At 25.2% G+C, this 254-nt stretch carries 1 protein-coding gene; it reads right to left on the bottom strand.

Features of this window, described 5'->3' with window-relative positions; translation table 11 throughout:
• The coding region (locus tag CSGHG_RS25180) for a 16S rRNA (guanine(527)-N(7))-methyltransferase RsmG (protein ID WP_010291553.1) at positions 1-254 on the bottom strand (254 nt) is incomplete at both ends.

Genomic DNA, 254 nt, shown 5'->3' with positions numbered 1-254 from the left:
TTATTTTCATAGGTACACCTGGGAATCCTCCCCCTGTACCTATATCTATGAATTTTTTACATTTTTTTAATTCTTCTATTTTAAACACTTTTAATGAATCTATAAAATGCTTTTTTATTATTTCTTCATCTTCTGTAATTGCTGTTAAATTTACTTTTTCATTCCATTCTTGTATAAGCTCTTTATATTTTATAAACTTATTATATTTATCTTCATCAAAGCTTAAACCTTCATTGTCACTTGCCACTTTTAAC

It is taken from the genome of Clostridium senegalense JC122, from assembly GCF_000285575.1.
Lineage (GTDB): Bacteria > Bacillota > Clostridia > Clostridiales > Clostridiaceae > Clostridium_J > Clostridium_J senegalense.
Note: the sequence above shows the minus strand (reverse complement) of the source record. Positions and strands in the feature narration are given on the sequence as shown.